Consider the following 26187-nt stretch of genomic DNA (forward strand, 5'->3'; position numbering starts at 1 on the left):
CCCGGCCGGGGCACCGGAGGCGAGGCTGGGGCCCTATCGCTTCCACCGCAGGAAAGGGCAGGCCAAGGTGTTCGTCGCCTGGAGAGATCTGAAGTTCGCCAAGGGGCGGTTCGCCCTCATGGGAACCGTCATCGTGCTCATCACCCTGCTGGTCGGGCTGCTCTCCGGACTGACCGCGGGCCTGGGCCGGCAGAACATCTCCGCCGTCACCGGCCTGCCGGCCGACAGGATCGCCTTCCACGTGCCCGGCGGGGCCCAGGAGCTGTCGTACGCCAACTCGTCCGTCACCGCCGAGCAGTGGCGGCGGTGGGCCGAGGTCCCCGGAGTCACCGGCGCCGAACCGTTGGGCATCAGCACCACCAGGGCCACCGCGGGCGACCGGAGCACCGGGGTCTCCGTGTTCGGCGTCCGGCCCGGCTCCCGGCTGGCCCCCGACGGCAGCAGGATCACGGGGCACGCGACGGTGCTGTCCGGCACGGCAGCCGACGACCTGGGCCTGGGGCCCGGGGACGACTTCACCCTGGCCGGACAGAAGCTGACCGTGGCCGCCGTACGGGGCGACGCCTCCTTCAGCCACACCCCCGTGATCTGGACCAGCCTCGACGCCTGGGCGAAGACGGCGCCTCCGGCCGGCACCGGCGCCGGCCCGACCGCGACCGTGATCGCTCTGAACACCGGCTCCGGCGCCGACATCACCGCCGCCGACCGGGCCATCGGCACCAGAACGGTCTCGAAGGACGACTCGCTGTCCGCGATCGGCTCGTACGCCTCCGAGAACGGCTCCCTGCAGCTGATGCGCGGCTTTCTCTTCGCCATCTCCGCCCTGGTCGTCGGTGCCTTCTTCACCGTCTGGACCATCCAGCGCAGCGGCGACATCGCCGTCCTCAAGGCACTCGGCGCCTCCACCGCCCAGTTGCTCGGGGACGCCCTCGGCCAGGCCGCGGTCCTCCTGACCGGCGGCACCCTCCTCGGTACCGGCATCGCCGCCGGTCTCGGCGCCCTCGTCACGGGAAGCGCGGTGCCGTTCCTCCTCACTCCCGCCACGGTCCTCGTCCCCGCCGCCGTGATGATCCTGCTCGGCGCGCTCGGGGCCGCCCTGTCCGTCCGCCGCATCACCTCCGTCGACCCGCTGACCGCCCTGGGGAGCGCCCGATGAGCCTGAACCTGACCGGCATCACCCTCACCTACCCCGACGGCGAGTCCCGTCTGACCGCCCTCGACCACGTCACGCTGGACGTGCCCAAGGGCAGTCTGACCGCCGTGGTCGGCCCCTCCGGATCCGGCAAGTCCAGCCTCCTCGCCGTGGCCGCCACCCTCATCACCCCCGACGCCGGCACGGTCACCATCGACTCCACCGCCACGACCGGCATGACCCGCGACGAACTGACCCGGCTGCGCCGCGACAAGATCGGCATCGTCTTCCAGCAACCCAACCTGCTGCCCTCCCTCACCGCGGCCGAGCAGCTCCAGGTCATGGCCCGGATCGACGGCCGCTCACCGGCCAGGGCCCACGGCCGGGCCATGGAACTGCTCGACGCGGTGGGTGTCGCGGCCCAGGCCGGACGCCGGCCCCACCAGCTCTCCGGTGGTCAGCGTCAGCGCGTCAACATCGCCCGCGCCCTGATGAACAGCCCCGCCGTCCTTCTGGTCGACGAACCCACCAGCGCCCTGGACCACGAACGCGGCGCCGCCGTCGTCGACCTGATCACCCGCCTCACCCGTCAGCAGGCCATCGCCACCGTCCTGGTCACGCACGACCGCACCCACCTCACCGCGGTCGACCGGATCGCCGAGGTCCACGACGGACGCCTCCGTCCCGCGACGGCACCCTGCTGACCGAAGACCCGGGAAGGGGCTTCGGCCACGAGCCGGGGCGGGTGATTCCCGGGACCATGGGGACGTCCCCCGGGTGGATCCGGGCGGGCCCTGGGTGGATCCGGGCGGGCCCCCGGGTGGATCCGCGCCCGGCCGGACCGCGCCCTCCTGATACTCCCCAGGGAGTAGTCCGCCCGCCCGGCCGCCCTGCGCAGTACCGCCGAACTCGGTCCCGCGCCCGACGAACGCGCCCCTTTCCGGCGGAAGTCTGGAAGCCGTATCCAGACATCCGCTCCGGAGGGAGGGCCCGTTTCCATGGGGGCCGCGACAACACGTGTGAGAGGCGGGCGACGAGGCCTGCCCTGGCTGGTGCTGGGCCTGTGGGTGGTCCTGCTGGCCGTGGCCGGGCCGTTCGCCGCCAAGCTGGCCGACGTCCAGCACAACCGGGCGACCGACTACCTGCCCGCCTCCGCCGACTCCACCCAGGTGGCCCGGCTCCAGGACCGCCTCCCGGGCGGCCAGACCACCGAACTGGTGCTCGTCTACCACCGCGCGAGCGGCCTGACCGCCGCTGACCGGGCCACCGCCGGCGAGCAGGTCGACGCCCTCGCCCACCGGCACGCCCTCACCGGCCGCACTCCGCAGGGCATCCCGTCCGCCGACGGCACCACCCTCATGTACCCGGTCACCAGCAACGAGCCCGGCACCGACGAGAAGAAGCGCGACGCCTTCGTCGACGACGTCCGCAGCATCGTCCACGACACCGGCGGACTCTCGGTCGACGTCGGCGGTCCGGCCGCCCTCGCCACCGACGCCTCGGGCGTCTACAAGTCCCTCGGCGGCCCGCTGCTCTACACCACCGTCGCCGTCGTCGCGATCCTGCTGATCCTCATCTACCGCAGCCCGCTGCTGTGGCTGGTCCCGCTCGTCGTCGCCGGTGTCGCCGACTTCCTCGCCCAGGCCGCCGCCTACACCCTCAACCAGGCCTTCGGCACCGCTGTCACCGGCGCGAGCACCGGCATGATGACGATCCTCGTCTTCGGCGCCGGCACCGACTACGCCCTGCTCCTCGTCTCCCGCTACCGCGAGGAACTACGACGCCACGAGCGGCCGTACGACGCCATGCGGGCGGCGCTGCGCGGCTGCGGGATCGCCGTCCTCGCCTCCTCCGGCACGGTGGCCGCCGGACTGCTGTGCCTGCTCGCCGCCGACCTCAACTCCAGCCGGGGCATGGGCCCGCTCGGCACGGTCGGCGTGCTGTGCGCGCTGGTCGCGATGCTGACCCTGCTGCCCGCCATTCTGGTCCTGCTGGGCCGCCGCCTGTTCTGGCCGCTCATCCCCGCCTACGGCTCCACGCCCAAGGTCCGCCGGTCGCTGTTCGCCGCGATGGGCTCCTCGGCCGGGCGCCGCCCGCTGACCGTCCTCGCCTCCGGCGCCGCCCTGCTCGGCGCACTGGCGCTGGGCGCGCTGAACCTGCCCGGGCCGCTCAAGCAAGTGGACACCTTCGTCGACCGGCCCGACTCCGTCACCGCCCTGCAGACCGTGGCGAAGGCCTTCCCGGAGCAGTCCGCGCAGCCCATCGAGATCCTCACCCCGGCCGGCCGCGTCGACGCCGCCCTGGCGACGATCCGGGGCATGAAGGGAGTGGCGGACGCGCGGCAGGGCCGCACCGGCGCCGGCTGGACCGAGATCACGGTGACCGCGTCCGCCCCGCCCCAGTCCGCCGCCGAGACCGCGACGATCAAGGCCCTGAGGCACCGGCTGGACGGCTCCCGGGTCGGCGGTCCCAGCGCCCAGCAACTCGACCTCGCGGACACCAGCGCCCGTGACCGGCTGGTCGTCGTACCGATCGTGCTGCTCTCCGTGCTGCTGATCCTGATCGTCCTGCTGCGGTCCCTCGTCGCCCCGCTGCTGCTGGTGGTCGCCGTGGTCGCCGTGTGGGGAGCGGCACTTGGCCTCGGCGGGCTGGTCTTCGAGCCGCTGTTCGGCTTCCACGGCACCGATCCCGGCCTCGGCCTGCTGTCCTTCGTGTTCCTCGTCGCCCTCAGCGTCGACTACGGCATCTTCCTGATGCACCGGATGCGGGAGGAGTCGCTCGGCGGCGCCGAGCCGTCGGCGGCCGCGCTGACCGCGCTGCGCACCACCGGCGGGGTCATCGCCGCCGCCGGGCTCGTCCTCGCCGCCACCTTCGCGGTACTGACCAACATGGGGCTCGTCCAACTCGTCGAGCTGGGCTTCGTCATCGCGGTCGGGGTCCTGCTGGACACCTTCCTCGTCCGCACCTACCTGGTGACCAGTGCGAGCGTGGCGCTGGGCAGGGCGGTGTGGTGGCCGGGGCGGCTGTCCAGGGCGCCGCAGTCGGCGCCCGCCGAGCGCGCACCGGAACCCGTGGGCTGAACCGTCGGGCGCCCCTGCCCTCGGCGGGGGCGCCCGCCTACCGGAAGATGAACCCCGTGCAGGAAACCACGACCACGACAGGCCGCCGCCGGTACCGGAGGATCCCGGCGGCGGTGCGCGGCGTCCCGGCGGCGGGACGGCCCCGCCAGGGCGAGTGGATCGTCGCGGCGATCAACCGCGATCCCCTCACCACCCCGCACGCCACCCGCAACGACGTCCTGCTCGCCCTCGCCCTCACCGTGTCGGCCGCGTGCGTCGCCCTGTCCACCGACCCGGGCCGCCGCCCCGACGCGCTCGGCTGGGCGCTGCTGCTCGCCGCACACGTACCGCTCGTGTGGCGGCGTCGCCGCCCCCTGCTGGTGCTCGCCGCCGCCGTGGCCCTCATCGCGACGTACAACGGCCTCGACAACAACCACGCCGCGACGATCCCGGCCGGGCTCACCGCGCTCTACACGGTCGCCGTCACCAGTCGCCCCCTGCGCACCGTCCTGACGGGCATCACCGTCCTCACCGTCATCGTGGGCGTGATGACGACGGTGAACGCCCATCACGCCGTCCAGGTGCTGCGCACCTCCGGCTGGGTGATCGCCGTGCTCTTCCTCGGCGTCGTCGTCCGCTACCACCGCCGGCACGTCGCCGCGATCGTCGAACGCGCCGAACGCGCCGAACGCACCCGCGAGGAGGAGGCCCGCCGCCGGGTCGCCGAGGAGCGGCTGCGCATCGCCCGTGACCTGCACGACCTGCTCGCCCACAGCATCACCCTCATCGGCGTGCAGACCTCGGTCGCCGCGCACGTCCTGACCGCCGATCCCGGCCGCCTGGACCGGGCCGCCGTCGCCCAGGCCCTGGACGACATCGCCGAGACCTGCCGCACGGCCCGTGGCGAACTCCGCACGACCCTGGACGTCCTGCGCGACCCCGGTTCCTCGGACGGCCGCGGCCCGCTGCCCGGACTGCACGGCCTGGCAGGCCTCGCGCGGACCGTCGCGGGTGCCGAGGTGGAGGTCGCGGTCACCGCGGACGAGGTGCCGCCCGCGGTGGGAGCCGCCGCCTACCGGATCGTGCAGGAGGCGCTCACCAACGCCGTACGGCACGGAGGCCGGGAGGACCTGACGGTGCAGGTGCGCGTGTACGCGGACGAGGATGCCCTCCGCGTCCACGTCACCGACGACGGCGTGGGCGCCGAAGACGGCACGCCGGGCTACGGTCTGGTCGGCATGCGGGAGCGGGCCCGCAGCGTCGGCGGCACGCTGGCCGCCGGGCCGCGCGAGGACGCGCAGGGCTTCGAGGTGACGGCCGTACTGCCGTTGGGAGGAACCAGATGAACCCCGTCCGGGTACTGCTGGCCGACGACCAGGCCCTCGTCCGGGCCGCGTTCGCCATGCTCGTGGAGTCCGCGCCGGACATGGAGGTCGTCGGGCAGGCCGCGACCGGCCGCGAGGCCGTCGACCTCGCCCGCACCGCACGCGCCGACGTAGTGCTGATGGACGTCCGCATGCCCGACCTCGACGGCATCGAGGCGACCCGGCTGATCGCCGCCGACGAGGACCTCGTCGGGGTGAAGGTGCTGGTCCTCACCACCTACGACACCGACGAGAACATCGTGGACGCGCTGCGCGCCGGCGCCTCCGGGTTCCTGGTGAAGGACACCCGTCCGGCCGACCTGCTGGATGCGATCCGCACGGTCGCCGCGGGCGAGGCACTCCTCTCGCCGGGCCCGACGGCACGCCTGATCGAGCGGTTCCTGCGCAGCCCCTCCGCACCGGTGACGGGAGGCCCGGAGTGCCTGTCGGACCGCGAGCGCGAGGTGCTGACGCTGGTCACCCGGGGCCTCAACAACACCGAAATAGCTGAGGTGTTGGGGCTGAGCCCGCTCACCGCGAAGACCCACGTGAGCCGGATCATGGGCAAGCTCGGGGCGCGCGACCGGGCCCAGTTGGTGATCGTGGGCTACGAGTCCGGGCTGGTGATTCCGGGGAACATGTGAGGCGTGATTCCGCTGAGCCGCGCGCTTCTCGCCGCCACCGCGTTCCTCACCCCGCTCACCGCCGTCCACCCGGCGCACTCGACCCACGGCTGCGTCTCCTCCGTGCCGTACGTGGGCGGGAAGGGCGGCTACGACACGTACCGCATCCCCGCGACCGTCGTCACCCGGCGCGGCACGGTCCTGGCCTTCGCCGAGGGCCGACACACGAGCGCCGCCGACAGCGGCGACATCGACGTCGTCCTGCGCCGCTCCACCGACGGCGGCTGCACCTGGGGCCCGCTGAAGGTGGTGGCCGCCGGCCAGGGGAACACCCGGGGCAACCCGGCACCTGTGGTCGACCCGCGCTCCGGCGCGGTGGTCCTCGTGACCTCGTACAACGGCGGGTCCGTGACGGAGGCCCAGATCATGCGCGGTGAGGTGGCGCCCCGGCGGGGCCGCCGGGTGTTCGTACAGCGCAGCGGGGACGACGGCCGCAGCTTCACACCCCCGCGGGACATCACGGCCGAGGTGAAGCCCCCGGGCTGGCGCTGGTACGCGACCGGCCCCGGCCACGCGCTCGCCCTGACCCGCGGCCCGCACACCGGCCGCCTCCTCGTCCCCGCCGACCACTCCACCGCCCCGCCTCCCGGCTCCTCCGACACCGGCCGGGAGCCCCGTTACTACGGCGCCCACGCCCTCTACAGCGACGACGGCGGCCGCACCTGGCACCTGGGCTTCGTGGACGACACCTACGACGGCGTGACCAATGCCAACGAGACCAGCATCGCCCAACTCCCCGACGGCCGCCTCTACATCAGCTCCCGCGACCAGAACGGCAGCGGCGGCCCCGGCCACCGCCTCGACACCTACAGCGCCGACGGCGGCGGGAGTCTCGCCCGTCCCTTCGCCGTCCAGCGCACGCTGAACGACGTTCCTGTGGTCGAGGGCAGCGTGCTCCAACTCCACAAGGGCCCCTTGCTGTTCTCCGCCCCGTCGGTGCCGACCGCCCGCCGGACGATGGCCCTGTGGTCCAGCACGGACGCCGGCCGGACCTTCACCAAGACGCTGACGCTGTCTTCCCGGCGCGCCGCCTACTCCGACCTCGTACAGCTGGACCACGGCACTGTCGGAGTCCTGTACGAGACGGGGGTGACGGGGCCGTACGAGACGATCGAGTTCCGGCGGCCGCGGCTGGCCCGGCCTGCCAATTGACCTACGTTTTAACCCTTGTTGATCCGACTGACGTTGTCTGTGCCGGTCCGCACATGTGAGCATCGAAGGTCGTTCAGTGAACGAAAGTGATTGAACGCGACAGGACACTTCTGATGAGGGGGAAGGCGCTGTGGGCAGCGCTGAGCCGACGGGATCGGCGGGGGCGACGGACGAGACCGGACTGCATCCGCCCAGGTCGGCGCTGGCGGACATCGCCGAGCAGACAGTCGTGGGTACGGACCCCACGCTGCCGCCCGCCGAGGCGCTCCCCCTACGCCAACCACCGCCGGACACCGCCTCGTTCGCGACCGCACAGCAGCCTGCCCGGTCAGAGGCGCTGCTCACTCCGCAGCAGACCATCCAACTCCACGCCCACCAGCGCAAGTTCCGCATGAGGCTGGGTGAGTTCCGGCGTCGCCGCGTCCTCGTCCCGTACGGGGAGAACGGCGCGGCCCTGACGGTGGAGATGAGCGGGGCACGGTGGCTGCTCGTGTTCACGGACGAGGTTGCGCTCGCGCGATATGCGAGGTCACGCGGGGAGGGCGACCGGAGCTGGCGGTACCGGGCGGTGTGGGGTGCGGCGGTGCTGGACGCAGGCGTACCGGCAGTGGCCGGGACCGGGCTGCCGTGCGGGGTGTTGGTCGATGCCGGTGACGGTGAGCGGGGGTTGGTGCTGCCGCCGGTCGTCGGGATCGTGCCGCAGGGGGTCGCCGTGGACGGGCCGGAAAGGGGCGCGGTCGGCGGCAGCGGAACCGGAACACGTACGCGTGACGTAGTGGACATGGACTCCGGTGTCGAAGCCGGATGACTGACGGGGGAGGGACGGCAGTGACGACGCCGAGCGGGGGCGGGCAGTCGGATCTGCAGGTGCAGGGGCTGAAGTCGATCGCCGAGGGGATCAACAAGGCTCTGAGCGAGCTGGACTCGCTGGGCACGATGAAGGGCTGGGCAGGCGCGGGTCGCGGCTTCACCGGCCTGGAGATGGACGGCATGGACGTCGGTGACGACCATCTCGGCGCGATGCTGCACACCTTCTGCGAGCGCTGGCAGTGGGGCGTGCGCGACCTGATGGAGGAGGGCAACGCGCTCGCGGAGGGGATGGGGCTGGCGGCCGGAACCTTCCACCAGACGGACGAGTACGTGAAGGGCTCGCTGAAGGTCGCCTACAACTCCGTGGTCGGGGATCCGTTCGCCTCCAACGACAAGGTGGAGAAGGAGAGCCTGGACCAGATCAACCATGCGGCGATGACGACCGGGTACGGCGAGAAGGACCGCGACAACCTGGTGAACTCCGTGAAGCAGACCGGAAAGGGCATGCTCACGGACGTGGAGACGAGCGAGGGCGCGCCAGGCAGCCCGATCCCGATCTCGCCGTCGATCGTGCGGGACGTGGCCGGGTCGGGTGACGGCAACTGATGTCACTCACGGGGAAGTTCAACAGTGCCCTGGGGTCGCTGAAGTCCGGCTACGACGATGTCAAGCGGGCGACGGGCCACGTCATCGACGAGGGCGCCCATGGCGTGGGCGACGCGCTCGACTGGGCCGGTGCGCATGGTGCGGCCGACAAGGTCGACGACTGGGGTGACTCCACGGCGTCCAAGCTGGGCGCGCACGTGGACGAGCAGCAGCTGGACGAGAGTTCGGATCCGAAGGAACTGATCCACGGCAACCCGGCGAAGCTCCGCGAGACGGCGGTGCATCTGCGGAACTTCGCGCAGTCCTTCAGCGCTGTCGCGACAGGTATGCAGCAGCTGGACTCGTCGGAGTTCAAGGGCGAGGCGGCTGACGCCTTCCGGAGCAAGTTCGCCACGCACCAGGTCAAGTGGCGCCAGGCCGCCGAGGCGTGCGGGGAGGCATCCTCGGCCCTGGAGAACTTCGCACACACCGTGGAATGGGCACAGTCCCAGGCCCGGGAGGCGGTGGCGAAGTACCGCGAGGGCAAGGCCGCCTCGCAAGCCCACCAACAGAAGGTGGAGACGTACAACGACGCCGTCGACGCGGGCAAGAAGGACCCCGGCCCCAAGCCCCCGGACCAGGACCCCGGCGACGAGGCCAAGCACGTGGCCGAACAGATCCTGACGGCCGCCCGACGCCAGCGCGACCACCTCGCCGCAGAGGCCGCCGACCGCCTCAAACTCGCCTTCCAGCACGCCCCGCACGAGCCGTCGGCCCTCAACCAGCTCAAACTCGACGGCGCCGACGTCCTGGACGCCGCCAAGACGGAGGACATGCGCTTCTTCGGCGGTTTCATGCGCGGCCTCGGCGACCTGAACAACCTGGCCCGCAATGCGAACCCGCTCGATCCGTACGCGATCACGCACCCGTACGAGGCTGCTCAGGCCAAGGTGGAACTCTTGGGCGGCGCGGTCCATATGCTCACCCATCCCACCCAGACCGCCGACGGTCTGTGGAAGTCCTTCCTGGAGGACCCCGGCGGCGTCGGTGGCGAACTCGCTCCCCAGTTCCTGATCCCGGAGGCGGGGGCCGAGGAAGCCGCCGTCGACGGCGCCCGGGTCGCGGAGGACGGGGCGAAGGGGGCAGAGGGGGCGACGGCCGGGGAACGCGGGGCGGAGGGCCAAGCCGGGAGCACCGCCCGCGAGAAGGTGAACGACAACCCGCAGGATCACTCCCGCCAAGAGGACGCCGTGGAGGACTGCGGCGACCCGGTCGATGTCGCCACCGGCAAGATGTTCCTGCCGCAGACGGACGCGGCCCTCCCCGGGGTGCTGCCGTTGGTCCTCAAGCGGCGGGTGGAGTCCGGCTACCGCCTGGGCCGCTGGTTCGGCGCGTCCTGGTCCTCCACCCTGGATCAGCGTCTGGAGATCGACGCTCAGGGAGTCGTCTTCGTCACGGAGGACGGCCTGCTCCTGGCGTACCCGCACCCGGCACCGGGCCTGCCCACCCTCCCGTCTCACGGCCCCCGCTGGCTCTTGGACCGTGTGGAGGACGGCTACACGATCACGGACCCGGGCACGTTACGCACCTGGCACTTCGCTGACCGGGGCGAGAACCTGGCGGTGCTGGAGCAGATAGACGACCGCAACGGCAACTGGATCACGTTCGAGTACGACGAGGAGGGCACGCCGCGGGCTGTAGTGACGAGCGCCGGTCAGGGCGTCCGCATCACGACGCACTCGGGCCGCGTAACGGCCTACCACCTGGCGGCGACCGGTCAGGAGCTGAAACGCTTCGGCTACACGGAGGGCGACCTCACGGAGGTCATCAACTCCTCAGGACTGCCATTCCGCTTCGCCTACGACGACTCGGGCCGGGTCACGTCCTGGACGGACACGAACGACCGCAGCTACGCATACGAATACGACGACCAGGACCGCTGCATAGCCCAGACCGGCTCCGCGGGCCACTTGGCTACGCGCTTTTCCTACCAGGAACCGGACCCGGAGACGGGTCTGCGTGTGACCACGGCAACCAACGGCGAGGGCCACACCCGGCGTTTCCAGGTCAACGAGGCCCGGCAGGTGGTGGCCGAGATCGACCCGCTCGGCGCCGAAACCAGGTATGGACGTGACCGCTACAACCGCCTGCTGTTCCAGACGGACCCGCTGGGCCGCACGACGACATTCCGCTATGACGACGAGGGCAACCTGACGTCGGTGGTCCGCCCGGACGGCCGTGAGGCGAGGGCGGAGTACAACGCGCTCGGTCTGCCGGTGAAGGTGGTCAACCCGGACGGCACGCTCGTACGCCAGACCTATGACGAGCGTGGCAACCGCACGTCAGTGACGGACCCGGCGGGCCAGACAACCCACTTCACCTACACGCAGGCCGGCCACCTCACCTCTGTGACCGACCCACTCGCCAACGCGACAAGGGTCGTCTGCGACCGGGCCGGCCTCCCTCTGAAGATCACGGACCCGCTGGGCGCGACCACCCGCTACGAGCGGAACGCCCTGGGCCGCCCGACGGCGATCACGGACCCCCTCGGCGCAACGACGCTGCTGGAATGGTCGACCGAGGGCCACTTGACCCGCCGCACGGCCCCGGACGGCACAACCGAGACGTGGACATACGACGGCGAGGACAACTGCACCAGCCACACCGACCCGATCGGCGGCGTCTCCCACTTCGAGTACACCCACTTCGACCTGCTGACGGCACGCACGGGCCCGGACGGGGTCCGCTACGAGTTCGACCACGACAGTGAACTGCGCCTGACGAAGGTCACCAATCCGCAGGGCCTGACGTGGACGTACGAGTACGACGCGGCAGGCCGTCTGGTGACGGAGACGGATTTCGACGACCGCACGCTGACGTACGCGTACGACTCCGCAGGTCGCCTCACCTCGCGCAGAAACGTTCTCGGCGAGGTGGTGTCCTACGAGCGGAACGAACTGGGCCAGGTGACCCGCAAGGATGCGGCCGGCCAGATCACGACGTACGCCTACGACTTCACGGACCAACTGGCGCAGGCAACAGGCCCCGACGGCACCTCCCTCAACCTCCTCCGCGACCGCTACGGCCGCCTGCACTCGGAGACGGTCAACGGCCGCACCCTGACGTACGCCTACGACGCCCTGGGCCGCCGCACCGGCCGTACAACCCCCACCGGGGCTGCGACAACCTGGTCATACGATGCCGCGGGCCGCCGCACCGGCATGGTGGCATCGGGCCGCGCCATCGACTTCACGTACGACGAGGCGGGCCGTGAACTGACACGCCGGCTCGGCGGAACGACGACCCTGGACCACACCTTCGACGCCCTGGGCCGCCTGACGACCCAGTCGGTCACAGGTGCCGAAGGCCGGAGCGTCCAACACCGGGCGTACTCCTACCGAGCCGACGGCAACCTGATCGGCATCGATGACCAGCTCACCGGCTCCCGCCAGTTCGACCTGGACGCGGCGGGCCGGGTGACGGCGGTACATGCGGCGGGCTGGACGGAGCGGTACGCGTACGACGAGGCGGGCAACCAGACACAGGCGAGCTGGCCGGCCAACCATCCGGGCCAGGAGGCGGTCGGCCCCCGCACCTACACAGGCACCCGCATCACCCGAGCGGGTAACGTCCGCTACGAACACGACGCCCTCGGCCGGATCACCCTCCGCCAGAAGACCCGCCTGTCCCGCAAGCCGGACACCTGGTGCTACGAATGGGACGCCGAAGACCGCCTCACCTCGGTGACGACCCCCAACGGCACCCGCTGGCGCTACACCTACGACCCACTGGGCCGCCGCACCGCGAAACTCCGCCTCGCTGCGGACGGCGAGACGGTCGTGGAACGCGTCGACTTCGCCTGGGACGGCACCACCCTCTGCGAACAGACCACCAGGTCCCCTGACCTCCCCAACCCGGTCACCCTCACCTGGGACCACCAGGGCCTGCGCCCTCTTGCTCAGACGGAACGCATCACCGCGGCCGACGCACCCCAGGACGAGATCGACTCCCGCTTCTTCGCCATCGTCACCGACCTGCTCGGAACACCCAGCGAACTCATCGACGAACACGGCGACATCGCCTGGCGCACACGCAGCGCCCTGTGGGGCACGACGGCATGGGCGGCCAACAGCACCGCATACACGCCCCTTCGATTCCCCGGCCAGTACTACGACCCGGAAACCGGCCTCCACTACAACTACTTCCGCCACTACGACCCGGAATCGGCTCAGTTCCTCAGCCCGGATCCGCTGGGACTGGCCCCAGCGCCGAATCCAACGACATACGTCGTCAACCCGCATGCGTGGGCGGATCCGCTCGGTCTCGCTCCTACAGGGTGCCCGAAGGGCGCAGCGCTTGGCCCAGGTGGCCCCGCGCTAGACGGCGATCCTTACAGCCCTGATGCTGTCGCTGCCCGCAGCGCTCAAAACCAGTCGCTCTACAGCTCGATGACCAACTCCAAAGGGGTTCCGTACCCACAGATTACGGATCCCCGTACGGGTTGGCCCGTGCCGTACCCAGGTGACGGGTTCAGCGTGGTCGACAAGGCGGACCGGGTCGTCTGGGACGGCAATGCGAGGGCTGCATACATCAAGGAATGGTACGATCGCGGATATGGTGACCTGTCGCAGCCGTGGAAAGAATACGACATTCACCACATCTTGCCGCGCGAATATGGCGGAACTAATGATTTCAGCAATCTGGTCCCATTGTTGCGCCAGGCGGAACACCAGCCATTCACGTCCTGGTGGCGCAATTATTAGTCGATAAGGAATTGCGATGACTGGTCTCATGGACGGATTCCGTAGCTGGGCCCAAGTCGGCTCTCCGGGGAGCGATGATGGACTTGAGCTGGAGTGCAGTGTCGCAGGTCCCGCGAGCGTCGAAGAAATTCAAGGCGCGTGGGACGGAGAGGCCCTCCCTGCCGAGGTGCTGGAATTGTGGGCCGAGTGTCGTGAAGCCGAACTCTTTGCTGACGTGGTGTACGGGCAATGGGGCATGCGGGTCCTGACGCCCCGGCGGAGTGCTGAAGTCCTGGATTTTCAGAAGCAGGATCGACCGGGTGACTTCACGGCGGGCGACATTGTGATTGCAGAATTTCTCGGTGATCTAGAATTGCTGGTTTTTGCGCCGTCTGAAGAGGGTGATCGAAAGGTCATGGTCGCCCTGGAGTTGGACCCTCGGGCAGACTGGTATAGCGTCGGGGCGTCGCTTCGGGAGTTCTTTCAGAAGTACCTCGACGCTCAAGGGAAGAAATTCTGGGAGCAGTGAACCTCGATTCGTCAGCGGCCGTGATTGCCTGACTGGCCATCGGTTCTCCCTGTTTGTCCCGCGTTATGGCAGGTAGGGCCTTCGCTGTGGCCAGCAGGGTTCGGAGCGGGACCCCGGCCGGTGCTCCGGGGTCTCATTCTTCGTGACAAAAGGACAGGGAGTCTCATGTCGTTCGGTCCGCCGACGGTAGGTTTCGGGCCTCCCGCGCCACCTGCCTGGACGCCTCCGACGGACATCGAGCAGGCGTTGTTCGAGGCCAAGCGGCGCGGGGACTGGGCCGCTTACTTTGGCATGCTCGCGCGGGAACCGCTGTATTTCGAGATACAGCGCGACAAGGCAGACACCAACCCGGACAGGACGTACTCGGTCTTCGGGCACGATCCACGTGCCGGCGGTCCCATCTGGGCGGTGTACACCGTGGGCATGCTGCCCGCCCCTGAACCGCACCGGGTGTTCCATCGCAGCAGGCTCGGGTGGTTCGCCGAGGCATGGAAGCCGGGGCGTCCGCCGTGGATCGTGGTCAATCCGGGCAGTCCCTGTGAGGCGTTCCTCCCGGCGGCGCCACCGCACTCCAACGCCTGGGCTCAGCACTACCGGACCAATGGCCCCCTGAGAATTCCCGGCAGGCTGCTCACTCTCCGGGTCGGCGGCCCGCTGCACGGATCCGTCGCCCACGGCCTCGCCTGCGGATCGCTCCTTTGTGTCAGCAACGGCTCCGTCTGGAACGCCATGGCCTGGCATGGCACCGGCTATCGGAACGAGCTCAAGCGGCTTCGCGAGTGGTGGGGCATCACCACCCGCGAGGAATGGCAGTACTACCTCCGCGACCTCCTCGCCTGCGAACAGCACAGCTCGGTCTGGGATTTCGTCCTCGGGCTGCGCCGGACCATCGCCCGGGATTTCGGCGGGCAAGTCGACCTGGGGTACTGGCGGCAGTCCGCCGCCAACCTCATCCGTAGGAACTCCGAGGGTTCGATCGTGATGTCCGAGGACGGTGTCACCACGACCGACCCCCGTCCCGAGTCCGAGGTCGAGGCCCACGTCGAGGGTGTGCAGCGGCTCATCGGGCGCATCACCCGCTACGAGGCCCGGATGCGCGCCGACGGTGTACTCGACGAGAACCGGTACGTGTCGTCCGTCGACGCCTGGGATCTCGGCCGCGCCTCGAAGATGGCCCGGTGGGGGCTCGGGGCCCGGTTCGGCACACTCGCGGAGGCCGAGACCGCGGTCATTCAGGCCGGGCGATCCGCCTCCCTGTCCTACAAGACCTGGCAGGACTTCTCCGCCGGCTACATCCTCGGCCGCTGCCTCCACTTCGACGACGAGGAGTTCGGGGACTGGTACCAGGACATGCTCGAGGCCCACCGAATCCTGATGTCCGAGCCCGGCAGCCCCTGGCTGAACATTCCGTTCCGGTGACCGCCCCACCGGGCGGTCCCGTAACCCCTCACTTCTCGGCGAACAGCTCCGCCGCGTCCGTGGCGTGCACGGCTTGCTGGGCCCAGGCCTCCAGCTGGCCGAGGTCCGTGCAGGCCTCGACTCGCTCACGGAGGCCCTCGGGCACCGGGATGCCGCGCCACTCCAGGATGTGAAGGATCATCTCGGCCTTGGCCTCGGCCCGACCTTGCTCCAGGCCTTGCTCCAGTCCCTGCTCTCGTCCTTCCTCGCGTACCTGTTCTGCCAGCGGGTGTCGCCAGAAGTACTGGATCGCCGTCATCAGGTCCCTCCACATCTGCTTCGCCTGGGGGTCGGCCAGGCATGAGTCGACGAACTGCACGAAGACCGCGGCACTGTCAGGGTCGATGGTCCGCAGAGCGGAGGCCAGGGACTCCAGTATGGCCGGAGCCTGCGGGCCCCGCCCGTGTGTCATCGCCGAGAGCACCGCAAGGGGGACGTCCCGTTCGGCCTGCCGCTCACTGGTGATCACCGGCACGTTGTCCGGGCCCAGCACGAGCGGCCGTACCGTCAGTGAGTGCCAGTCCCGGAAGCCGAGCCGGATCGGGCGCGACGCCCACTTGGCCGTGGCGCTGCTCTGGGTGATGACGATGAGCACGGGCTCACAGCGGTACTTCTCGTAGAGGTAGGAGAGGTAGTAGGGCCAGCTGCCCCGCTTGCGGTCGTCCACCTTGCCCTGTGACTCGACCACCAGGAGATACGTGCCCTCGTCGGTCTCCGCCCGCAGCAGCGTGTCCACCCGCCGCTCGACCGGTTCGATCTCGGTGAGGTCCACGTTCAGCGCGGCGATCTCCCGCGGCTCGGGGAAGGGTACGTGCAGCACGCTCTGTAACGCGCGAGTCAGTAGGGCCGGGTCTTTCTGGAAGATCCGGTGCAGCGCCTCATGCGACGAGCCGACCATCAGCTCTCCTTTCCGTCTGACGTGATCAACGAGCTAGGCCGCCGCAAGTTCGCACCACACGTACTTCCCCCGGTTCCCGAACCGGGCCGACGGCTGCCAGCCCCAGTAGTCCGAACACGCCCTGACCAGCGTCAACCCCCGCCCCTCCTCCACCAACTCCGCGACCTGCTCCAGCGACCGCGGAGGCTCCGGCGGCCCCGGGTTCGTGTCCCACGCCCCGATCCACACCACCCCCTCCGGTGAGCGACGAACCCTCAGCGCGGCCGGCCCCTTCGTATGGCGTACGGCGTTCGAGACCAGCTCCGCCGCCAGAAGCTCGGCGATGTCCACGACCCCGGTCAATCCGTGCATCGTCAGGATCAGACGCAAGGTCCGGCGGCAGACAGTCACCGCTCTGAGGTCGTTCGGGATGTACAGCGTGTAGTCCCACGTTTCAGGCATGCCTCAACTCCGTTCAGAGGAAGGGGGATTCGCGCGCGGTGGCATTGCCACAGTCGTCATGGCACGGCGGAGCGGTGCGCTTCCGGTGCGTGTTGGTTGCGTCACTGAAGGTAGAGCAAAAATTTTCCTCGTGCAAGCGGGTCCCGTAATCTGACCCCGAACGAGGCATGTCCGCACGGTGATTGAGGGTCGGGAGGCCAGATGGCGCCGCGAAGCCAGCCCACGGCACGGCAGGTGCGCCTGGGTGTCGAGTTGCGGAGACTGCGGGAAGCAGCCGGTCTGAAGGCCCGTGAGGTGGCAGGACTGCTCAGTTCGACCTCGGCCCAGATGAGTCAGGTCGAAGCGGGATTGGCGGGCGTCAGCGAGGAACGGGTACGGCGTCTCGCCGCTCACTATGCCTGTGCCGACGCGCCGTTGACCGAGGCCCTCGTCGCGATGGTCACCGACCGTACGCAGGGCTGGTGGGAGGAGTACCGCGGAGTGCTCCCGCCGGTATTCCTGGATGTCGCCGAGACCGAGCACCACGGCACGTTCCTGCGTGAGGTGGTCACCAGCCATGTGCCAGGACTGCTTCAGACCCCGGACTACGCCCGCGCCGTCTTCGGCTACATGATTCCCGAACTGCCGGAGAGCGAGCTGAAGCCCCGCGTCGAGCATCGGATGAGGCGCCGGTCCGTACTGGAACAGGACGTTCCGATCCCCTACGAGACGATCGTCCACGAGGCGGCGCTGCGCATCCTCGTCTCGGATCGTCGTACCGCTCGTGCGCAGCTCCTGGAAGTGCTGGGCGCGATCGAGAACGGACGGGCGACGGTGCGTGTCATCCCGTTGGCGAGGGAGGGGTTTGCCGGGGCCGGGATCGAGATGATGTACGTGGGTGGGCCGCTGCCACAGCTGGACACCGTGCTGCGCGACGCTCCGCACGGCACGGCCTTCATCGATGCCGAATCTCAGCTGGCGCGCTTCCGGGCCATGCTCAATAAGGTGGGAAAGGCAGCACTACAGCCCGTGGAATCACGGGACTTCATCCACCACCTGACGAAGGAAGTCTGAGGCCCTCACATGACCCAGGCCGTCCGCTGGCAGAAGTCGTCGTACTCCGGCGGAGGCGACGGCAACACGTGTGTCGAGATCGCGCGCATGGCCACCCACATATCCATCCGCGACTCCAAGGCCCCGGCGAGAGCCACGCTCACCTTCCCCGTCGCATCCTTCGTCCCCTTCATAGGCGCCCTGAAGGAGACTCGCCTCACGGCGGCGTACGCCCACAAGCCCACCTGGATGCCGGTCAGAGCCTCCTCCCAGGATCAGAGGCTCGGGCGCCGCCGGGCGACGAGGGCGGCGATGTCGTCGTCGAGTGCGCCGCCGCTGTAGGCGATCAGGTCACGGTGGAGATGGTGGAGGAGCTGGCGGGGGGCCTCGCCGCTCCATGAGCGGACGCGTTCGGCAAGGGGGTAGAAGGCGCCGGAGCGGTCGCGGGTCTCGGTGACTCCGTCGGTGTACAGCAGGAGCTGGTCTCCGGGGTGGAAGGGGGTGAGGTCGACGTGGTACCCGTCGCTCACCAGGTCGCCGAGGTTGAGTGGCGGCGAGGGGGCGGCGGGCTGCAGCTCCTGTACCTCGCCGTCGTGCAGCAGCAGTGGGGGAGGATGGCCGCAGGTGACGGTCCGGACGACCGGTTCGTCGTCCGGGATCTCGGCGAGGAGCGCGGTGGCGAAACGTTCGGCGACGACCTCCGAGCCGGGGATCTCCGGGTATTTGGCGGCGCTGCGGCTCACGCTCGTCTCCAGGCGGCATGCGAGGTGGGGCAGGTCGGGCGCGTCGTGGGCGTTCTCGCGGAAGGCGCTGAGCAGCATTGCCGCCGCCTGCATCGCGAGCAGGCCTTTGCCGCGCACGTCGCCGATGAGCAGCCGTACGCCGTGCGGGGTGCGGATCGCCTCGTACAGGTCGCCGCCGATCCGGGCTTCCGCCGCGGCAGCCAGGTACAGGCTCTCGAGTGTGACGTGACCGAGGTGTCGTGGAATCGGATGCAGCACCGCCAGCTGGGCGGTCTCGGCCACTGAGCGGACCTGAACCAGCTGATGGGCGCGTCGGTCCAGCAGGCGGTTGAAGAAGACGGCGAATGCCGCGATCGCCACGAGGGTGGCCAGCTCGGAGATGGCGGTCGCATCCGTCAGCGCGTCGAAGTCGGCCATCAGGCCGAGGAAGATGCCGCACGCGCCCACTCCGGTGAGCACGGTCGCCCACAGGGGCAGCAGTGCGGCGCCGGAGATCATGGCTGTGGCGAGGAAGGCGTCCGGCCTGACGGCGCGGGGTGTGAAGAGGCCGATGAGCAGGCCGAGGAGCAGCAGCAGAGCGGGCAGGAAGGGCAGCAGCCTGGCCCGCACGCCAGCGCTGTGCGGGACTCCGCGCTTCTCAGGAGACCTCGCCATCATGCCGCTCCCCAAGGTCACACGGGTCGAGTGCAGCCCAGGTCCCGAAGTCCGGCCACCGATTTGGGTAATTTTATCGCTTCTCGTCCCACAATCCCGAAGCACCGTGTGAGCGGTGGTGACGCACAGGCATCACAGGGTGCCGGTACCAAGGGCCGACCGATCCGAACGAAACCGCCTAGAGCAACCCGGACCCCGCCAGGAACTTCCCCACCTTCGCCACCTCGTCCCCGGACAGCGGCACCTGCGGCTCCGCCGTCACCGGGCAGTCGATGATCCCGCGCAGGTGCAGTGCCGCCTTGAACGCGCCGATCGCCGACGAGCTGCCGCCCATCCGTGCCGGGTCCCCGACGCCGACCATGCCGAACAGTGTGCACAGTCGCTCCTGTTCGCTCCGGGCGCCCTCCCAGTCGCCCGCCCGGGCGGCCCGGTAGAGGCGGACGTAGCCGTGCGGGTCGACGTTGCCGAGGCCCGGCACCACGCCGTCGGCGCCGAGTGCCAGGGCCGAGTCGACGATCAGTTCGGAGCCGGTCAGCACGCTGAATCCGTGGTGGGCGCGGGCACCGGTGACGACTTCACGGAAGGCGGCCAGGTCGCCGCTGGAGTCCTTCAGGCCTGCCAGTACGCCGTCGGAGGCGAGGCCCAGCACCACCTCGGCGGGGAGCTTGGTGTGCACGGCGACGGGGATGTCGTAGGCGATCACCGGGACCGGGCTCGCGGCCGCGATCCGGCGGTAGTGGTGGACGATCTCCGAGGGGTGGGTGCGGGCGTAGAAGGGGGCGGTGACGACGACCGCCCGGGCGCCGGCCGCGGTGACCGCCGAGACGTGGTCGAGGACGCGCGGGGTGGTCATGTCGATGGCCCCGGCGAGGACGGGCAGCTGACCGGCCACGTGGCCGACGACCGCCTCGACCACCAGCCTGCGCTGCGCGTCCGTGAGGAAGGCTGCCTCCGAGGTCGAGCCGAGCAGGAACAGGGCGTGCACCCCGCCTTCCACCAGGTGCTCCACCAGCCTGAGCAGTGAGGGGACGTCCACCTCGCGGTCCGGTGCCAGGGGGGTGCAGACGGGCGGAACGACACCGGTCAGCGGGGCGGGAAAAGTCATTCAGGGCTCCTGGCGTGCTAGGTCACGGGTCGACTCGTCCTCCTCCACAGGATGGTGGCAGCGGAAGCGGTGTCCGGGCTGCGACGCGGCCGAGAAGTCCGGCATCGAACCCGCGCAGACCTCGTCCGCCTTCCAGCAGCGGGTACGGAAGGGACAGCCGCTCGGCGGTCGGGTCGCCGACGGCACCGGGCCGGTCAGCGGGATCGGGTCGACGGGGTCGAGCAGGCCGGGCGTGGCGGAGAACAGGGCGCGGGTGTACGGATGCCGGGCCTGGTCGGTGACCCGGCCGGCCGGGGTCTCCTCCACGATCCGGCCCAGGTACATGGTGATCACCCGGTCGCTCATCCGCCGTACCGTCTGGATGTCGTGCGAGACGAACACCAGGGCGAGACCGAGGCGCTCCTTCAGGTCCAGGAGCAGGTTGAGGATCTGTGCGCGGACCGAGACGTCCAGGGCGCTCGTCGGCTCGTCCGCGACGATCAGGCCGGGATCCAGCGCGAGGGCGCGGGCGATGGCGACGCGCTGCCGCTGGCCGCCGGAGAGCTGCCCGGGCAGTGCGTCGGTGAGGGCCCGGGGGAGGCCCACCAGGGCCATCAACTCCCTGACACGGTCTTCCCGTTCGGCCTTTGTGCCGCGCCCGTGGACGTCCAGTGGGTCGCGCAGGACCCTGCGCACCGTCAGCCGGCGGTTCAGGGCCGTCGACGGGTCCTGGAAGATCATGCCGGTGCCCGCGCCGACCGCGGCCCGGCGTTCGGCGGGCGGCATCGACCACAGGTCCCGGCCCCGGAACGAGACCGTCCCGGAGGTCGGCCGCTCGATGCCCACCAGCACCTTCGCCAGCGTCGACTTCCCGCACCCCGACTCGCCGACCACCCCGACCGTCTCGCCGGGCGCCACGGTGAGATCGGCGCCGGTCAGGGCGTACACCCGGTCGCGGGTGAACAGGCCGCCGCTGCGGGCCTTGTGGACGACGTGGGCGTCTTGGACTTCCACGACAGCGGTCACTGCAGCGCCTCCTCGCTCTCCGCCGACGTCAGCTGCACCGCCGGGTGGTGGCAGGCGGCCGTGTGCGCGGGCGTTCCCGCGAGGACGGGCGCGGTCGTGTGGCACACCTCGGTCGCCAGCGGGCAGCGGTCGGCGAAGCGGCAGCCCGCCGGGAAGTCGGCGGGGGACGGTACGACCCCCTTGATCTGCGTCATCCGCTCCTCGGCGGACTCCAGCGAGAGCACGCTGCCGAGCAGGCCGCGCGTGTAGTGGTGGGCCGGCGCTTCCACCAGGTCTGCGGTCACGCCCGTCTCCACGATCTGCCCGCCGTACATCACCGCCACCCGGTCGGTGATGTCGGCGACCAGCGCCAGGTCGTGCGAGACGAGGATCAGTGCGAAGCCCAGTTCCTCGCGCAGCCGCAGCAGCAGCTCCATGACCTGGGCCTGCACGGTGACGTCCAGGGCGGTGGTCGGCTCGTCGGCGACGATCAGCCGGGGGTCGCGGGACAGGGCCATGGCGATCAGGACGCGCTGGCGCTGGCCGCCGGAGAGTTCGTGCGGGTAGCTGCGCAGGGTGCGCTCGGGATCGAGGCCGACCAGCGAGAGCAGTTCGTGCGGGCTGCGCCGGCCACCGCGCCGGACGAGCTGTTTCAGCTGGGCCCGGATGGTCATTGCCGGGTTCAGCGAGGACAGGGCGTCCTGGTAGACCATCGCCATCTCGTGGCCGAGCAGCCGCCGTCGTACCCGCATGGGCTCGGCGAGCAGGTCCCGCTGCCGGAAGCGCACCTGCCCGCGCACCCGGGCCTCCTTCGGCTGCAGGCCCATGACGGTGAGCGCGGTCAGCGACTTGCCGCAGCCCGACTCGCCGACCAGGCCCAGCACCTCGCCGGGGTGCACCTCGAAGCTGACCCCGTCCACGATGTCCACGCCCCGGTGCCGGTCCGGGAAGCCGATGGCGAGGTTCTCCACCGCGAGCACCGGCTGACCGCCGGTGGCCGGCCGGGGCCGGGCCCGCGTGCGCAACCGCCGGGCGGCGTCGGTCAGGCCGGGCAGCGGGAGCACCTCGCCGGTGCCGGGTTGCGGTGTCTCCAGGTGGTCGTCGGGCGCGGCGACCTCCCGGGCCGCCGGGGCCGCCCAGGCGTCCGAGACGCCCTCGGAGAGGATGTTCAGGCACAGGACGGTGAGCAGGATCAGCAGCCCGGGGAAGACGGTCGCCCACCAGCCGCCGGTCAGCACCATGTTCTTGCCGTCGGCGATGACACTGCCCCAGGACGGGTCCGGGGGCCGCACGCCCGCGCCGATGAAGGACAGCGACGCCTCGAAGACGATGGCCTCGGCGACCTGGACCGTGCAGAACACCAGCACCGGGGCGGCACAGTTGACGGCCACGTGCCGCAGCACGATGTGCGGGGTGCGCGCGCCGATCACGCGTTCCGCGGTGACGTAGTCTTCCCCGTACTGGTCGAGCACGTTGGCCCGCACCACCCGGGCGACCGGCGGGGTGAACAGGAAGGCGATCGCGCAGATCAGCACGCCGATCCCGCCGCCGAAGACGGCGACCAGCACGGCCGCGAGCGCGATGCCCGGGAACGCCATCACCACGTCCAGACAGCGCATCAGCGTCTCGTCGACGGACTTGCGGGAGGTGGCCGCGAACGCCCCGACGACCGCGCCCACGACGAGCGCGAGCGCGGTCGCGCCCAGCCCGATCGCCAGCGACCAGCGGGCGCCGTACATCAGCCGGCTGAGGATGTCCCGGCCGAGGCTGTCCTGGCCCATCCAGTGCGCGGCCGACGGGTGTCCGGTGCCGTCGACCGGGTCCTGCTGGTCGAGGGGGTCGTGCGGGGCGAGCACCGGGGCGAGTACGGCGACCAGGACGACCAGGGTGAGGAAGCAGACCGCGACCTTCGACAGCGGCGGCAGCCGGCGCCATCCGCGGAGCCGGACGCCGGGCCGGGAGAGCCGCTCGGTGAGCTCGGCGCGCGTGACCATCAGGCCGCCCTGAGACGTGGGTTGACGAGCAGGTAGAGGATGTCGATGACGAGGTTGACGACGACGAACCCGGTCGCGGTGGTCAGTACGACCCCCTGGACGACGGCCGGGTCGCCGTTCTGCACGGCGTCGATCATCAGCTTGCCCATGCCGGGCAGCGAGAAGATCGTCTCGATGACGACGGCACCGCCGAGCAGATAGCCGACGCGCAGGCCGAGCACGGTGAGCGGATTGACCAGGGCGTTTCTGAGGACGTTCCGGCCGACCACCACCCGGGGCGGCAGGCCGCTGCCGATCGCGGTGCGCACGTAGTCCTTGTCCAGCTCCTCCACCACCGACGTCCGCACGATCCGGGTCAGCTGGGCGGCCACCGGCAGGGACAGCGCGAAGGCGGGCAGGGCCATGGTCTTCAGCCAGCCGGTGACGGAGTCGGCCGGGTTGATGTAGCCGCCGGTCGGGAACCAGCCCCGGTCCACCGCCAGATACTGGATCATCAGCAGCGCCAGCCAGAAGCCGGGCGCGGCGACCCCGACGAGGGAGACGACCCGGATGACCTGGTCCGGCAGCCGGTCTCGGTACACGGCGGCGGTGACGCCACCCGCCAGCGCCAGGACGACCGCGATGCCGAGGCCGAGGAAGGTCAGCTGGAGGGTGAGCGGCAGCGCGGTGGTGACCTGGTCGACGACCGGGGCCCGGGTCAGGGCGCTGGTGCCCAGGTCGCCGTGGAGCAGGTCGCCGACGAAGTGGACGTAGCGCACCGGGAGCGGGTCCAGCAGGCCGTTGCGCTCCCGGAAGTCGTGCAGCTGCTGCGGGGTCGGGTTCGCGCCCTGGAAGAACGCGGACGCCGGGTCGACGTCCGAGAACCGCATCACCAGGAACACGAACAGCACGATCCCGAGCAGCAGCGGCACGAGCAGGGTGACGCGGCGGAGCAGGATCCGTACGACAGCCGTCATGCCGTCAGGTCCACTGGGCTTGCAGGAGGTTGATGCCCGGGTAGGGCTGCGGCCTTATCCCGCTGAGCTTGCGCGGGTCCCAGGCGGTCATCAGCTCGTTGTGGACGACCGGGTAGAGCACGGCCTGCTCGGCGACGACGTCGACGTAGTCCTGGATCATCGCCTTCTTCTTCGCCGGGTCCGGCTCCCGGGTCGCCCGGTCCATGTCCTTGAAGAGCTGCCTGGCGACCGGGTTGTCGGCCCACCGCGTGTACTGCATCCACAGGTTCTGGGGGCCGTAGTTGTAGTGCATGATCAGGTCGGCGTCGAGCCCGAACTGGTTGGGGTTCGAGGCCGCGGCCACCACCTGGTAGTCCTGCTTCTGGTCCATCTTGGTGAACACGGCCGTGGTCTCCTGCGGCGCCAGGGTCGTCTCCACGCCGATCGCGTCCCAGGAGGACTTGACGGTCGGCAGACAGTCCACGATCCAGCTGACGTTCACGGCGAGGATCTCGATCTTCAGGCCCTTGACCCCGGCGGCCTTCAGCAGCGCCTTCGCCTTCTCGGGGTCGTGGTCGTAGACGGTCTTGGCCCGCCGGTAACTGGGGTTGCCCTCGTTGAGGAACGACGACGCGGGCTTGCCGTGCCCCTTCAGCGCGACCTGCACCATCTTCTCGGTGTCGATCGCGTAGTGCAGGGCCTGCCGCACCCGCACGTCGTCGAAGGGCTTGTGCTTGGTGTTGAACATCAGGAACAGGTTGTTCATCCCGGCGCCGCCCGCGACCTTCAGACCGCCCTGCTCCAGGCGGGGGATGTTGGCGTAGGGGATGTTGTCGGCGATCTGCGCGCCCGCGCCGGTACCGGAGATCTTGGCCACGCGCGGGGCCGCGTCCACTATGGTCAGCCAGTTCATCCGCTTGAAGGCGGGCTTGCGCGGGCCGTTGTAGGCCGCGAACGCCTCGAAGGTGGTGTTCGACTTCGGGTGGTGCGCGGTCTGCCGGTACGGCCCCGAGCCCACCGCCAGCCCCTTGATCGCGTCGTCCCAGGCGCCAGGCCTGGAGAACACGTGCTTGGGCATGATCTTGGCGAGCGTCAGCCGGGCGAGCCCGTCCGGGAACGGGAACTTCAGGACCAGCTCGACGGTCCGCGCGTCGACCTTGCGCGCCTCCTGCAGCCAGCTGACGAAGAAGCCCTTGGCGAGGGTCTGGGTCTTCGGGTCGAGGATCCGGTCGAAGACGAAGACGACGTCGTCGGCGGTGACGGGCTTCCCGTCGTGGAAGGTCGCACCGGACCGCAGCGTGAACCGCCAGGTCGTGGCGTTCGGGTCCTTCGGCACCTCGGTGGCGAGCGCCGGGTACGGCACCCGGGAGATCGGGTCGGTGTCCAGCAGCCCCTCGTAGATGTGGTTGTTCGCGGCCATGGCGAACGCCGACGCCGTCTGCGTCGGATCCCAGCTGCCGTCGTTGCCGTACCCGATCACCGCGGTCAGCGTGCGGTTCTTGCCGCTGCCCCCGCTCCCGGTGTCGTTCGTGGACTCCGGGCCGGAGGAGCAGCCGGCCAGCACCGGCGGGAGGGCGGCGGCCGCGCCCAGGGCCCCCGTGTACTTCAGGAACGACCGGCGGCGCGGTGCCGGCACGTCGTTCACGTCGTCGCGCACGGTTCCTCCAGCGAGGTCGGGGGGAGGGGGAGGTACGACGTCCTACGTCCGATCGGTCAGCGTGACCATAAAAGCGCCTGTGGGGACGGTCAAGAGAGCGCACACGAATGGCGTAGCCGCCACAGGTCGCACCAATGACGGGCGAAATGGCCTCGGCAGGGGGTGAGTTGACGCAGCTCACCGGGCAGCGGGGAGTGCACTGGGCAGACTCCGGCCGAGTCTAGGCACGC

General features: G+C 70.2%; 20 protein-coding genes and 1 pseudogene. 13 read left to right on the forward strand and 8 right to left on the reverse strand.

All coding sequences use genetic code 11. From position 1 onward, the window contains the following. Positions 1–67 precede the first annotated feature (67 nt). The 11 genes from ACIRVH_RS06040 to ACIRVH_RS06090 all read left to right on the forward strand — a co-directional run bounded on the left by ACIRVH_RS06040 (position 68) and on the right by ACIRVH_RS06090 (position 15475). Complete coding sequence (locus ACIRVH_RS06040; protein ID WP_403948768.1) at positions 68–1156, forward strand: ABC transporter permease; 1089 nt, start codon at positions 68–70, stop codon at positions 1154–1156. Further along, entirely contained in the window at positions 1153–1836 is a 684-nt protein-coding gene (locus tag ACIRVH_RS06045) for an ABC transporter ATP-binding protein (protein WP_403948562.1), read from the forward strand. Before ACIRVH_RS06040 ends, ACIRVH_RS06045 begins: the two co-directional genes overlap by 4 nt. A 294-nt stretch (positions 1837–2130) precedes the next feature. Further along, on the forward strand, positions 2131–4212 hold the full coding sequence (locus tag ACIRVH_RS06050; RefSeq protein WP_403948564.1) for an MMPL family transporter: 2082 nt from the start codon (positions 2131–2133) through the stop codon (positions 4210–4212). A gap of 47 nt (positions 4213–4259) precedes the next feature. Continuing rightward, positions 4260–5537, forward strand: coding sequence for a sensor histidine kinase (locus ACIRVH_RS06055; protein ID WP_403948566.1), 1278 nt, complete (start codon positions 4260–4262; stop codon positions 5535–5537). Beyond that, positions 5534–6199, forward strand: a complete 666-nt coding sequence (locus ACIRVH_RS06060) for a response regulator (protein WP_403948568.1) — start codon at positions 5534–5536, stop codon at positions 6197–6199. Before ACIRVH_RS06055 ends, ACIRVH_RS06060 begins: the two co-directional genes overlap by 4 nt. A 3-nt stretch (positions 6200–6202) precedes the next feature. Beyond that, on the forward strand, positions 6203–7390 hold the full coding sequence (locus ACIRVH_RS06065; RefSeq protein ID WP_403948569.1) for an exo-alpha-sialidase: 1188 nt from the start codon (positions 6203–6205) through the stop codon (positions 7388–7390). 130 nt (positions 7391–7520) lie between these two features. Next, complete coding sequence (locus tag ACIRVH_RS06070; RefSeq protein ID WP_403948571.1) at positions 7521–8198, forward strand: SseB family protein; 678 nt, start codon at positions 7521–7523, stop codon at positions 8196–8198. A 20-nt stretch (positions 8199–8218) separates the two neighbouring features. Next, positions 8219–8806: a hypothetical protein gene (locus ACIRVH_RS06075; RefSeq protein WP_403948572.1), complete on the forward strand. Its 588-nt coding sequence runs from the start codon at positions 8219–8221 to the stop codon at positions 8804–8806. Next, entirely contained in the window at positions 8806–13548 is a 4743-nt protein-coding gene (locus ACIRVH_RS06080; RefSeq protein ID WP_403948573.1) for a putative T7SS-secreted protein, read from the forward strand. Before ACIRVH_RS06075 ends, ACIRVH_RS06080 begins: the two co-directional genes overlap by 1 nt. A 16-nt stretch (positions 13549–13564) precedes the next feature. Next, positions 13565–14056: a hypothetical protein gene (locus tag ACIRVH_RS06085; RefSeq protein WP_403948575.1), complete on the forward strand. Its 492-nt coding sequence runs from the start codon at positions 13565–13567 to the stop codon at positions 14054–14056. Between the two features lie 165 nt (positions 14057–14221). After that, entirely contained in the window at positions 14222–15475 is a 1254-nt protein-coding gene (locus ACIRVH_RS06090; protein WP_403948576.1) for a DUF1266 domain-containing protein, read from the forward strand. Positions 15476–15503: 28 nt separating this feature from the next. On the opposite strand, the gene ACIRVH_RS06095 is transcribed toward ACIRVH_RS06090, so the two are convergent. Together ACIRVH_RS06095 and ACIRVH_RS06100 are read right to left on the reverse strand one after the other, a co-directional pair. Continuing rightward, positions 15504–16412, reverse strand: a complete 909-nt coding sequence (locus ACIRVH_RS06095; RefSeq protein WP_403948577.1) for a hypothetical protein — start codon at positions 16410–16412, stop codon at positions 15504–15506. Positions 16413–16445: 33 nt separating this feature from the next. Further along, positions 16446–16853 (reverse strand): ATP-binding protein, encoded by a 408-nt coding sequence (locus ACIRVH_RS06100; protein WP_403948579.1) that lies wholly within the window; start codon positions 16851–16853, stop codon positions 16446–16448. Positions 16854–17054: 201 nt separating this feature from the next. Here ACIRVH_RS06100 and ACIRVH_RS06105 point away from each other — a divergent pair, with 201 nt between their 5' ends. Both ACIRVH_RS06105 and ACIRVH_RS06110 read left to right on the forward strand, forming a co-directional pair. After that, a complete protein-coding gene (locus ACIRVH_RS06105) occupies positions 17055–17906 on the forward strand; it encodes a helix-turn-helix domain-containing protein (protein ID WP_403948580.1) in 852 nt (283 codons plus the stop codon). 9 nt (positions 17907–17915) lie between these two features. Beyond that, positions 17916–18092, forward strand: a pseudogene (locus ACIRVH_RS06110) (DUF397 domain-containing protein); the annotation flags it as partial. Positions 18093–18160: 68 nt separating this feature from the next. Here the strand turns inward: ACIRVH_RS06110 and ACIRVH_RS06115 are convergent. From ACIRVH_RS06115 to ACIRVH_RS06140, 6 genes are all read right to left on the reverse strand, one after another. Continuing rightward, positions 18161–19237: a PP2C family protein-serine/threonine phosphatase gene (locus ACIRVH_RS06115; protein WP_403948582.1), complete on the reverse strand. Its 1077-nt coding sequence runs from the start codon at positions 19235–19237 to the stop codon at positions 18161–18163. 223 nt (positions 19238–19460) lie between these two features. Then, positions 19461–20387, reverse strand: a complete 927-nt coding sequence (locus ACIRVH_RS06120) for a dihydrodipicolinate synthase family protein (RefSeq protein ID WP_403948583.1) — start codon at positions 20385–20387, stop codon at positions 19461–19463. Beyond that, positions 20388–21392: an oligopeptide/dipeptide ABC transporter ATP-binding protein gene (locus ACIRVH_RS06125; RefSeq protein WP_403948584.1), complete on the reverse strand. Its 1005-nt coding sequence runs from the start codon at positions 21390–21392 to the stop codon at positions 20388–20390. It abuts the gene before it with no gap. Further along, positions 21389–23365: a dipeptide/oligopeptide/nickel ABC transporter permease/ATP-binding protein gene (locus ACIRVH_RS06130; protein ID WP_403948586.1), complete on the reverse strand. Its 1977-nt coding sequence runs from the start codon at positions 23363–23365 to the stop codon at positions 21389–21391. The genes ACIRVH_RS06125 and ACIRVH_RS06130 overlap by 4 nt, the downstream gene beginning before the upstream one ends. Continuing rightward, positions 23365–24321 carry an ABC transporter permease gene (locus ACIRVH_RS06135; protein ID WP_403948587.1) on the reverse strand — a complete coding sequence of 319 codons (957 nt, stop codon included), beginning with the start codon at positions 24319–24321 and terminating at the stop codon, positions 23365–23367. Before ACIRVH_RS06135 ends, ACIRVH_RS06130 begins: the two co-directional genes overlap by 1 nt. Positions 24322–24325: 4 nt before the next feature. After that, positions 24326–25957, reverse strand: coding sequence for an ABC transporter substrate-binding protein (locus ACIRVH_RS06140; RefSeq protein ID WP_403948588.1), 1632 nt, complete (start codon positions 25955–25957; stop codon positions 24326–24328). Between the last annotated feature and the right edge of the window lie 230 nt (positions 25958–26187).

The sequence above is a fragment of the Streptomyces sp. NPDC101165 genome (assembly GCF_044768135.1).
Lineage (GTDB): Bacteria > Actinomycetota > Actinomycetes > Streptomycetales > Streptomycetaceae > Streptomyces.

Excerpts from the sequence above, each read along its gene's own strand:
- ACIRVH_RS06060 (WP_403948568.1), top strand. The coding sequence starts at position 5,534 with ATGAACCCCGTCCGGGTACTGCTGGCCGACGACCAGGCCCTCGTCCGG.
- ACIRVH_RS06055 (WP_403948566.1), top strand. The coding sequence starts at position 4,260 with ATGAACCCCGTGCAGGAAACCACGACCACGACAGGCCGCCGCCGGTAC.
- ACIRVH_RS06095 (WP_403948577.1), bottom strand. The coding sequence starts at position 16,412 with ATGGTCGGCTCGTCGCATGAGGCGCTGCACCGGATCTTCCAGAAAGAC.
- ACIRVH_RS06080 (WP_403948573.1), top strand. The coding sequence starts at position 8,806 with ATGTCACTCACGGGGAAGTTCAACAGTGCCCTGGGGTCGCTGAAGTCC.
- ACIRVH_RS06045 (WP_403948562.1), top strand. The coding sequence starts at position 1,153 with ATGAGCCTGAACCTGACCGGCATCACCCTCACCTACCCCGACGGCGAG.
- ACIRVH_RS06090 (WP_403948576.1), top strand. The coding sequence starts at position 14,222 with ATGTCGTTCGGTCCGCCGACGGTAGGTTTCGGGCCTCCCGCGCCACCT.
- ACIRVH_RS06100 (WP_403948579.1), bottom strand. The coding sequence starts at position 16,853 with ATGCCTGAAACGTGGGACTACACGCTGTACATCCCGAACGACCTCAGA.
- ACIRVH_RS06130 (WP_403948586.1), bottom strand. The coding sequence starts at position 23,365 with ATGGTCACGCGCGCCGAGCTCACCGAGCGGCTCTCCCGGCCCGGCGTC.
- ACIRVH_RS06120 (WP_403948583.1), bottom strand. The coding sequence starts at position 20,387 with ATGACTTTTCCCGCCCCGCTGACCGGTGTCGTTCCGCCCGTCTGCACC.
- ACIRVH_RS06105 (WP_403948580.1), top strand. The coding sequence starts at position 17,055 with ATGGCGCCGCGAAGCCAGCCCACGGCACGGCAGGTGCGCCTGGGTGTC.
- ACIRVH_RS06050 (WP_403948564.1), top strand. The coding sequence starts at position 2,131 with ATGGGGGCCGCGACAACACGTGTGAGAGGCGGGCGACGAGGCCTGCCC.
- ACIRVH_RS06135 (WP_403948587.1), bottom strand. The coding sequence starts at position 24,321 with ATGACGGCTGTCGTACGGATCCTGCTCCGCCGCGTCACCCTGCTCGTG.
- ACIRVH_RS06085 (WP_403948575.1), top strand. The coding sequence starts at position 13,565 with ATGACTGGTCTCATGGACGGATTCCGTAGCTGGGCCCAAGTCGGCTCT.